This window comes from Moorena sp. SIO3E8 (assembly GCF_010692445.1).
Taxonomy (GTDB): Bacteria; Cyanobacteriota; Cyanobacteriia; order Cyanobacteriales; family Coleofasciculaceae; genus Moorena; species Moorena bouillonii.
The window spans coordinates 1-9,760 of the sequence record NZ_JAAHHM010000193.1; the positions used below are offsets into that span (position 1 = coordinate 1).

The following is a 9,760-nucleotide window of genomic DNA, read 5'->3' on the forward strand; positions in this document are numbered from 1 at the left end:
ATCTTCCATTAGCTCAAGTTATGACTTTGTGCAGTATAGCAGCAGTTGGAGTTCCCTTCAAGCCTACACCTGCTTCGTAGGGAGATATCAAAGATGCCACCAAAACTGGTCAATTGTAAGGCAAGAAACATGAATACTAGAGTAGCTGATTTACGTAAGGATTACACATTGAAGGGTTTGAGTGAAACCGATGTCCACCCAAATCCTTTCGAGCAATTCAAAATTTGGTTTGACCAGGCAGTGGCTGCCGAGTTGCCAGAACCGAATGCCATGACAATAGCGACAGCAACACCCGATGGCAAACCTTCCGCCCGGATGGTACTGCTGAAAGGCTACGATCAGCGGGGGTTTGTCTTTTACACTAATTATGACAGTAATAAGGGGCAGCAGTTAATCGAGAATCCTTGGGCTGCCATCACGTTTTGGTGGGCTGAGTTAGAACGACAGGTACGGATTGAGGGGCGAGTCGAGAAGCTAACAGCCGCTGAGTCTGATGCTTATTTTAACAGCCGTCCCAAGGGTTCTCAGTTGGGGGCTTGGGTGTCAGATCAAAGTCAAGTTATTCCTAGTCGTGAGGTGTTGGAGCAACGGCTACAGCAACTGAACCAAGACTATGAAAATAAAGAGGTATCTCGTCCACCGCACTGGGGAGGGTTCCGGGTAATTCCATCAGAAATTGAGTTTTGGCAGGGACGTCCCAGTCGGCTCCACGATCGGTTGCTGTACAATGGTGGTGAGGATGGGGATTGGGTGATTAAACGATTGTCCCCTTAGTGAGCTGGTCTTCATTGTCTTGATGCAAAGCGCGAGTGGTTTGGGTTCTGTGTACGGAACCTGCGTTGGTAGTGCTAAAGATCTAGTGATTCGGCTAGGGTCTGGTCAAGGTAACAGGAGCTAAAATCACTACTTTTGTACCATCCCAAACTTTCGGTATCTCGAATCCCCTAACGTTTACGCCGAGCTTTTGAGTGCTTTGATTTTGGAGTTTGGATAATGGGAACAGTAAAGTAAAACTGAGAACCTTGGTCTTTGCCAGCTGAATTTGCCCAAATTTTACCGCCCCAGCCTTTGACAATTTGGCGACAAATTGCTAAACCTAGCCCTGTTCCCCCAGTAGTTCGCCGCAGAGCACCTTCTTCTTGATAGAAGCGGTCAAAGACAGCTTCCAGCCGATTGGGTTCAATACCACGTCCAGAATCTTCGATAATAACTACTATCATGGAATCATCCAGTGTTTGGATACTTATTTTTACTTCTCCTTGTGGGCTGGTAAATTTGCAAGCATTATCGAGAAGTCTAGCTAGAGTTTCAACTAGCCACTCCCCGTCGGCTTTGACTAATGGAAGGTTCTCTGGAACTTGAAGCGATAAACTAGGTCGTTCATCTTCAGAACGGCGAGCGCAAACATTACTCAGGGAAAGGTCAATGCACTCTCTTAGGGAGAGGGATTCTGGGTGCCATTCCACACGACCACTTTCTAAGCGAGAAAGAGTAAGGAAGTCCTGAATCAGTTTCCGCATTCGTTCAGCGTCAGTGAGGGCAGTATTGAGCATCACCTGACGCAATTCTAGGGACATATCTGGCTCACTAGCTAGACTCTCAAGACATACTTGAATTGTGGAGAGAGGAGTGCGCAGTTCATGACCTGTAATCGCTACTAAATTGCTACGGGTGCGGTCAAGAGCTTCTAGCTGCTGATTCAAATCTTCTAGGTTGGCGTAGGCTTCGGCTTGAATCAAAGCTACACCGACTTGAGTTGCGATCGCATCCACTAAGGCTAACTCATCCTTTTCCCATTGATAAGGTTGGGAACCACAATGATGTATATCTAACATGCCCAATAACTGACCCTGATACAGCACTGGTACTTTCAGCCAAGAGCGAATGGCAAGCTCTTGGACTAGATTGTGCAAGGTTTTTGATCGTCGATTACCAGTTTTATTTGTGGAATTAGTACCGTTAATCCGAGGATCTGTCTGGGTGTCTTCTACATAAATCCGTTCTCCACTCTGGACAACCTCTTGGAATAGGCAATTGTCTTGCAATGGCCATATTTTTCCTAGTGTGGGCACTAATGGTTCATCCCCCTGACTAGAGGGCTTTAAGAACTCATGATTGATGATAGTAGTGGTATCTGTTGCTTTACAGCGATAAATCAGACACCGTGATGCATCAAGGGCTTTACCCAACTCTTGCACAGCGACTTCAAGAATGGCATTGGGATCAAGGGATCGCCTAATGGCGTTGGAAATAGAATTGATCAGAGATTCTTTCTTGCCCTGAGCAGCAATGGAGCGATAGGCTTTGAGCAATTTATACTGACCTGCCTGTAGGTAAGTCACCAAACGCTGGACAAAAGGATCAGAATTGGCGGAACTTTGAGCTTGGTCGAGAAGGGATAGATTACTGGTGGAGTTTTGGGTTAATCGAGGACTAACTACTAATGAATCGTCTAAATACTGAGATTTTGCCTGTTCAATCTTAGCGGCTAGTTCAGGTCGGTAAATTTGAATGCGATTGAGTAATATCTCAGCTGCTTTTTTACTCACCGTCCGGTCAAATGTCCAGATGCCTTCAAAACGTCGGGATGAGTCCATTTCCCCATTGGTAACCTCTAGTATTGGTGAGGGTCGTTCTTGACAAATCAAACAGTTTGTGTAGCTTTGCCCAATAACTACCAAATGCCATTCTTGAGAGAGGGTATCGTTGGGTTCAAATGCCACGGTTTCGTGATACTCTGAACTACTCTTAAATTCTGTTTCCGGTGCTGCTAGTACATAGACTTGGGGGGTCTGTTGAGCAATGCGTCGATATCGATGAGCTTCCTGACGGTAGAAACGCTCTCGCTGGAAGCTAGCAATGACCAACGGCTGCTCTGAGCCAGCTAATACCTGATCTTCCATGGCATGGGAAAGTGCGGTCAAAGAAGACTTAAAGTACACCTGTGACCGCAGTATAGGTATAGCTTGCAGTAAGCTTTGCAGCACGGAAGTCGTAATAATCATTAATAAATTTTCATCACAAATGCTAGGTATTGTAGAAACCCCAGCTATGGGCGACGGGGAACGAAAAACCAGTCAGGCTCTTTAGTCCCAGTCAGGGTATGGGGTGCTGACAACCTATAGACTTTTATGTGTACCTTTCTCAATTTATCTTATACACAGGGGATTGAACACAGCGAATGTTGAAGCCTCACTCTGTTTCAGATGTATCGCGTTAATTCAACCCGATATCGTTGTTTTTTAGTAATAGAGACATCCCCAACCTCCAAGCGTCCTTTACCGCGAATGGCAATCAAATCTCCAGATTTGACTGTATAGCTAGATTGCTTGACCTCTTTCCAGTTAACCCGCACATCCCCAGTGGTAATGAAATCAACCATCTTGCTGCGGGACATACCAAACCCAGCTGATGCGATCGCATCTAGACGCATGGAAGCTTCTGTTGTTGTTCTGAGTTTCTTTTTCGGTTCCCTAATCTTGAGTTCACTCAAATCAATCCGTTGAGTTTTGACAGGTACCGAACGCACCTGATTTAAATTCAGTTCCAGAAACTCTACCAACTCTGGTACCACAATCACCTGAGCACCTCGCTCTCCCAAGACAATAATGTCCCCAATCTTTTCTCGCACCAATCCAGTTCCCAGAATTGCCCCCAAGAAATCCCGGTGAGTTGCCGTATCAAACAAAAAATTCCCAGCAATATCCAAACCCACCACTTCTACCTGAGATTTATCCAGAGGCAATTCCTCACGGGCGATCCCTAACCGTTGTCGTTCCGCCTGAGGATATCCTCCCCAAGCCAGCAATTGCACCTCTGTCAACCGTTCAAACTGCTGAGCAACCTCTACCAAAACTGGCGGTGATAGAAAATCAGTCAATACCACCTCCCAAGTCTTAATTGCTTGATCAGCTTGGTCAATCACACGAGCCACATCTTCTCGATTCTCTACACTTTTTAAAAGTTCTTCTCTAGGTAGCATTACTAACAAATTTTTAAAGACGTTTGATTTTAAATAATTGTGTAAATAATTATTTCCTCAAATTCTAATCAGGATTTAGCAATAGGTAATCAGTTTCGCATACTATCTATTACCCATGACTAACTCTAAAAGTTATCTTTCTTAAATTTTATTTATTTTTATTTACATTTAGTCTTTGTTACTTTGCCCTCTTTGCGCCTTTGGGATTTTTACCCCCAAAATAATTGCGCAACCCTTATATAGTCTAGAGGAACTCATACCTTTGAATAGTCTCCGGCTGAAACTGACGCAGAATTTTAGTCCCTAGCTCTGTCAAACTCTCGGATCCCTGAACAACAATTAAGTATTTTCCCTCATTCAGACGGTTCCGATAAGGCAGTGCATCACCACTACCAACACTCAACCCAACCCCACCTCCAACGAAAACGCTACCCATTGCTGCTGCGATCGCACCAAATACCCCTCCCAGGAGATGATTACCAATTTCACTAGAGAAGCCAAACAGTTTTATTTCAGTTAGCACATTGAACAGATAACCCGCCGCAAATCCAAAGGGAACCAACCAATATGCCATTCGTCGGGCTCCCTTGATTCCCTGTTGTTTGGGGTCAATGAATCCAAACTCATCAGCACTCTTATATCCTCTACCCAAGATACTTACTCGATCCATAGGTAACTCTTCTTTTTCCAAAGCAGTATAAGCTTCTTCTGCCTTAATGCGGTTGGGGAATACAGCAATCACATATTTCATCGCCACTTGTGCTGATTATCTACATTTAAAGTTTACTTGAACTCTTCCTTGAGCTCGTTTTGATCCCCCGCCTCAAGCAAAGGGGTTTTCAACAGTGAGAGTTTTGATAAATTTTCTATCAAAGATGGGGGAAACTTAAAATCTTTTAGATCAGTAGCTATCCAGGGATACCTTTGCAGTTAAGATAGCATACTGCGGTCAAAGCTACTGAATGTGAACAAATAGACCTGTTCAACTACATTTTTTTGTAGTTAAGTGCTATTGGATGATGGTTCATCTCTAGTACTCTTGGGGTTGATCTTAGTTTCCCATGGAATAGCTCCAGCACCGTGTGTATAGCCCATTAACCTATCTCCTGGTCATGTCTAAGGTTCTTGTTTCTGACTCAATTGATCAAGCTGGCATTGATATCCTTTCACAAGTTGCTGAGGTTAATTTCAATCCGAATCTATCACCGGAAGAACTATTGACAATTATCCCAGACTATGATGCTCTGATGATTCGTTCTGGCACCCGCGTTACCCAAGAGGTAATTGAAGCGGGCAAGCAACTCAAGATCATCGGTCGTGCTGGTGTTGGGGTTGATAACGTCGATATCCCAGCAGCAACTCGTCATGGGATTGTAGTTGTTAACTCTCCGGAAGGAAATACTATAGCTGCAGCCGAACATGCCCTGGCGATGATGCTAGCCCTATCTCGCCATATCTCCGATGCCAATCAGTCAGTTAAAAGCAATAAGTGGCAGCGTAAGCTTTTTATTGGCACAGAAGTTTACAAAAAAACCCTTGGTGTAGTTGGCTTGGGTAAAATTGGCTCCCATGTAGCAACTGTCGCCCGAGCAATGGGAATGAAGTTGCTGGGCTATGACCCCTTCATTTCGGTAGAACGGGCGGAACAGCTAGGCTGTCGTTTAGTCGAGATGGATTTGCTGTTGCAGGAGTCTGATTACATCACACTCCATATCCCGAAAACTCCAGAAACCGCTCATCTGATTAATGACGAAGCCATTGCTAAGATGAAGCCAACTGCCCGAATTATCAACTGTGCCAGAGGAGGCATTATTGATGAAGAAGCTCTGGCTAAGGCACTAAAAGAGGGGAAGATTGCTGGTGCAGCATTGGATGTTTATGAATCAGAACCACTAGGAGAATCCCCCTTGCGTGAATTGGGTAAAGAAATCGTTCTGACCCCCCACCTAGGGGCATCTACCACAGAAGCCCAAGTTAATGTTGCTGTTGATGTAGCCGAACAAATTCGGGATGTCCTCTTAGGCTTACCTGCCCGTTCAGCAGTTAATATTCCCGGATTGTCACCCAATGTGATTGAAAAACTCAGACCATACATGGAGTTGGCAGAAACTCTGGGTAACCTAGTTGCTCAACTGGCGGGGGGACGCATTGAATTACTTGATGTCCGATTACAGGGAGAGTTAGCTACCAACGAAAGCCAGCCCTTAGTGGTTGCTGCCCTCAAAGGCTTACTTTCCCAGGCACTGCGAGAGCGGGTAAACTATGTGAATGCATCCATTGAGGCAAAAGAGCGGGGCATTCGGGTAATTGAAACCAGGGATGCTTCGATGCGAGACTATTCTGGATCCATACATCTATCAGCCACCGGTTCCATGGGGAAACATTCTGTAACAGGTGCTCTATTGAATGATGGGGAAATCCACATTACCAGTATCGACGACTTCCCGATTAATGTTCCTCCCACTCACTATATGCTGTTTACCGTACACCGGGATATGCCGGGAATTATTGGTAAAATTGGCTCTCTACTGGGTAGTTTTAATGTCAATATTGCCAGTATGCAGGTGGGTCGCAAAATTGTGCGGGGTGACGCAGTTATGGTGCTTAGTCTAGATGACCCCTTACCGGAGGGAGTTTTAACAGAGATTATGAAGGTGCCAGGGATCAGGGATGCTTACACGGTAACTTTATAAGTTAAGTACTGAATACCTTCAGTACTGAATACGTTCACTATTGAGTGCTGAGTGCTGAGTGCTGAATATGGGGAAAAGGTTATAGGTACAAACAATCTTGATCCTTAAGTTTAGACCACGTACCTCCCCCTGCTGACTCCCCACTCTTAAACTCAGCACTCTCGACCTCGGAACTAACATATGGCAAACAGCTGGTGGGAAATTCAAATTTTGTGCGACTCTGCCTTAGAGGATTTAATCTTCTGGCGATTGGAGAAGTTTGGTTGTCGAGGAATGTCCAGCCAGCTTAAGGGACATTCTCAACTAGTGCTTGCTCACTTACCCCAAATACAAGCACAGCTGTTGGATCTGGCAGCCCTTGCCCTTTGGGTAAATCAGGATGCCCTTACTGTAGGGCTGCCAGTACCGATAACTCGGTGGCACCTGATTGATGAGGAAGATTGGGCAAGTAGTTGGAAACAATACTGGGAACCCCAAGAAGTTGGCGATCGCTTTTTGATCTATCCCGCCTGGCTGCCCTTACCAAACCCTTCCGAACGGATATTGTTACGTCTTGATCCTGGAGCAGCATTTGGCACAGGTACCCATCCCACCACTCAGTTATGCCTGGAAGCATTAGAGATGCGTCTAGGCTTCAGCAGTGATCACGACAATGTCGTAGCGGATATTGGCTGTGGTTCCGGCATTCTTTCCATTGCCTCGGTGTTGTTAGGGGCTAAAAAGGTCTATGGCGTGGATATTGACCCCTTAGCAGTGGGTGCTGCCCGCAACAACCGCTCTCTTAACAACATGTCTGACCAGGATCTGGTGATAGAACAGGGTAGTATAGAAACCTTGTCTCAGCTGACTAATGGTGAACAAGTAGATGGAATCCTCTGCAATATTCTGGCAGAGGTGATTATTGATTTAATTCCACTAATGAGTGCTATTGTGAAACCCACCAGCTGGGGAATTATCAGTGGTGTGTTATTAGATCAGGTTAAACCGATTGCTGATAGCCTAGAACAAAATAACTGGATTGTCGCCACCCTCTGGAAGCATCAGGATTGGTGTTGTTTTAATATTCGGCGTTCTTAATGAGTTATTCTTTATGCAAGTTGTTGGATAGCCAGTTGGATACGGGTGCCCACTGTTACATCGGTTTCAGTCTTGAACATTTGCGCTAAATGAGTTTTGATAGTCTCAGCCAGATCTGGATAGGTGACCACTACAGCAGTAGCTAGACCTTGCAATCCTACTACGGAAGAATAACGAACTACCCATTCTGTATCTTGGCAGGTTAGCAGTAGTGTTTTAAAAGCTTGCTCTTGGGCAGCAGGAATTTTATCTTTAGGCATATCCTCCCAGTCCAGGCTGCCCAGACCTTTCGTAGCAGCTCGACGGACGCTCATAGAAAAGTCAGTTTCAGCAGCTTCGATTAAGGTATCGAAGGCTCTAGGATCGCCAATTCCTGATAGTGCGCGGATTGCCCAGGCTCTACCTCCGTAGTTATAGTCATCAATTAGGTTGAGCAATTGCGCTACTGCTGTTTTCCCGAATCGCACTATCCCACCGGCAGCTAATTCTGCTGCACCTGGGTTATTGTAGCTAAAAACTGCAATTAAAGTGGGGATCGCAGCTTCTATATGGGCATTAGCCAAGATTCTCACTGCTTTTACTAAGCTATAGGCAGAATCTGCCTCTTTCACAGCTCGAATTAATTCTTGCTCTCGGGTTGTGTTGGTCATGCAGGGGTTTAATATCAAGTCTGGTTGAATACCAATAATCTAGGGGAGTGTGGGGAGATGGGGAGATGAGAAGATTTTTATTAAGGGCAATTATCCTGACATGATCTAAGCTTAAAGGTTGTTTGCCCTAAGGGTTTTATAATAGTACGTTTAAAGCAAAAGGTAAAAGTCTCAAAACCTACCAGTTTTGAAGTAATGCTTCGATAAATGGTTTAGATAAAATTGTTATCTAAAATTTTATCTAAAATTATTTCATACTTGTTTCTTCATCTGTGATACTTTATCCTTCAAACTTCAAAGAAGACCATCGATCAAGTTCATAATTCTAATTGCTGTCTCCGATAGGTGGCAACCATCACTGGGATTGCTTTCTAAGTAATGCTCTAGAATTCCTTTGAGGGCGAGTACCCTGAGACTATTTTCTGCCCAGGTCTTAGCGATCGCATCGGCTGCTGGTAAATAACCAATTGCCCCGAGATCCGAAAGAGCTGCCCGCCTCAGTTGCACTTGATAAGCACTCAAAGCTTTAATTAAACGTTCCGCATAAGTAGGGTTTTGAGTTAGCTGGTACATCGCCCGTGCGGCGGCATACTGTTCCAACTCGTTGGGATGTTCTAGGAATAGTTCAATCAGGTCAATCGCTTCAGTTACACCAAGATCCCCCAAAGCTTCGATGACGGCATTGTAGGGTTGGGCGAGGTGGGGACATCCGGGTATAGGCTGGGCTGCTTCTAAACCTCCGTCTAGGAGTTTGATCAGCTTGGGAATACAGGTACGATCTTCTAACATCGCTAAAGATTGTACCGCTGCTTCCCTAACATAAAAATCCGGGCAGTCTAAACAATCAATCAGCGCAGGCACAGCTCGATGGTCTCCTAGTTTGCCCAGGGCCCTGGCAGCATTCCGGCGCAGAGGATATCCTCCTAATTCTGTCTGGTTGTCCTGATCCTCTAGCGCAGCGATTAGGGCATCAATTGCCAGTGGTTCCCGGACTCGAAACTTTCCTAGCCACCATGCTGCATAATAGCGAAGCCCCTGGTCGTTTCCTTTTAGATTTGCGATCGCTTGCTCTACAGTTAATGACTCAGAGTTATCAGTCTCAACATAATTCTCAAGACTAGGCTGCAACATTTTAACTTGCTAATTTAAACTTGTTAATTTAAACGTATTAATTTTAATTTTACGCACGCTCCTGTCTCCTCAAAAAACCTACCAATTTCTTACTTTATTCTTCATCTGTCCACCTCCCTGGAGACTCCCGTTATACCCGTAGGGTTAACGGCGAGAGGAAAGGGAGGACAGGATCTAATTTGTATAAGCATAACCATCCTTTCTGTGAATAAATCGACAATATTTGT

The 9,760-nt window shown here is 45.0% G+C and carries 8 protein-coding genes; 3 read left to right on the forward strand and 5 right to left on the reverse strand.

The genetic code is table 11. The annotated features are described in order from the left end of the window. Nucleotides 1-129 precede the first annotated feature (129 nt). Nucleotides 130-774, forward strand: a complete 645-nt coding sequence (pdxH, locus tag F6K46_RS35795) for a pyridoxamine 5'-phosphate oxidase (RefSeq protein WP_293038843.1) — start codon at nucleotides 130-132, stop codon at nucleotides 772-774. 170 nt (nucleotides 775-944) lie between these two features. On the opposite strand, the gene F6K46_RS35800 is transcribed toward pdxH, so the two are convergent. From F6K46_RS35800 to F6K46_RS35810, 3 genes are all read right to left on the reverse strand, one after another. Further along, nucleotides 945-3,005, reverse strand: a complete 2,061-nt coding sequence (locus F6K46_RS35800) for a DICT sensory domain-containing protein (protein ID WP_293061826.1) — start codon at nucleotides 3,003-3,005, stop codon at nucleotides 945-947. 197 nt (nucleotides 3,006-3,202) lie between these two features. Beyond that, entirely contained in the window at nucleotides 3,203-3,982 is a 780-nt protein-coding gene (locus tag F6K46_RS35805; protein ID WP_293061824.1) for a photosystem II S4 domain protein, read from the reverse strand. Between the two features lie 244 nt (nucleotides 3,983-4,226). Continuing rightward, a complete protein-coding gene (locus tag F6K46_RS35810; RefSeq protein WP_075904163.1) occupies nucleotides 4,227-4,733 on the reverse strand; it encodes a hypothetical protein in 507 nt (168 codons plus the stop codon). A gap of 361 nt (nucleotides 4,734-5,094) precedes the next feature. Here F6K46_RS35810 and serA point away from each other — a divergent pair, with 361 nt between their 5' ends. Then, nucleotides 5,095-6,675, forward strand: a complete 1,581-nt coding sequence (serA, locus tag F6K46_RS35815; protein ID WP_293061822.1) for a phosphoglycerate dehydrogenase — start codon at nucleotides 5,095-5,097, stop codon at nucleotides 6,673-6,675. A 180-nt stretch (nucleotides 6,676-6,855) separates the two neighbouring features. Beyond that, nucleotides 6,856-7,752 carry a 50S ribosomal protein L11 methyltransferase gene (prmA, locus tag F6K46_RS35820; protein WP_293061820.1) on the forward strand — a complete coding sequence of 299 codons (897 nt, stop codon included), beginning with the start codon at nucleotides 6,856-6,858 and terminating at the stop codon, nucleotides 7,750-7,752. A gap of 11 nt (nucleotides 7,753-7,763) precedes the next feature. On the opposite strand, the gene F6K46_RS35825 is transcribed toward prmA, so the two are convergent. Both F6K46_RS35825 and F6K46_RS35830 read right to left on the reverse strand, forming a co-directional pair. Next, a complete protein-coding gene (locus tag F6K46_RS35825) occupies nucleotides 7,764-8,402 on the reverse strand; it encodes a HEAT repeat domain-containing protein (protein ID WP_293061818.1) in 639 nt (212 codons plus the stop codon). A gap of 294 nt (nucleotides 8,403-8,696) precedes the next feature. Continuing rightward, nucleotides 8,697-9,533: a HEAT repeat domain-containing protein gene (locus F6K46_RS35830; RefSeq protein WP_075904173.1), complete on the reverse strand. Its 837-nt coding sequence runs from the start codon at nucleotides 9,531-9,533 to the stop codon at nucleotides 8,697-8,699. Nucleotides 9,534-9,760 lie beyond the last annotated feature (227 nt).

What these genes read in the sequence shown, in the direction of transcription:
- serA (WP_293061822.1), top strand. Translation starts at nt 5,095, where the DNA reads ATGTCTAAGGTTCTTGTTTCTGACTCAATTGATCAAGCTGGCATTGAT.
- F6K46_RS35825 (WP_293061818.1), bottom strand. Translation starts at nt 8,402, where the DNA reads ATGACCAACACAACCCGAGAGCAAGAATTAATTCGAGCTGTGAAAGAG.
- prmA (WP_293061820.1), top strand. Translation starts at nt 6,856, where the DNA reads ATGGCAAACAGCTGGTGGGAAATTCAAATTTTGTGCGACTCTGCCTTA.
- F6K46_RS35805 (WP_293061824.1), bottom strand. Translation starts at nt 3,982, where the DNA reads ATGCTACCTAGAGAAGAACTTTTAAAAAGTGTAGAGAATCGAGAAGAT.
- pdxH (WP_293038843.1), top strand. Translation starts at nt 130, where the DNA reads ATGAATACTAGAGTAGCTGATTTACGTAAGGATTACACATTGAAGGGT.
- F6K46_RS35830 (WP_075904173.1), bottom strand. Translation starts at nt 9,533, where the DNA reads ATGTTGCAGCCTAGTCTTGAGAATTATGTTGAGACTGATAACTCTGAG.
- F6K46_RS35800 (WP_293061826.1), bottom strand. Translation starts at nt 3,005, where the DNA reads ATGATTATTACGACTTCCGTGCTGCAAAGCTTACTGCAAGCTATACCT.
- F6K46_RS35810 (WP_075904163.1), bottom strand. Translation starts at nt 4,733, where the DNA reads ATGAAATATGTGATTGCTGTATTCCCCAACCGCATTAAGGCAGAAGAA.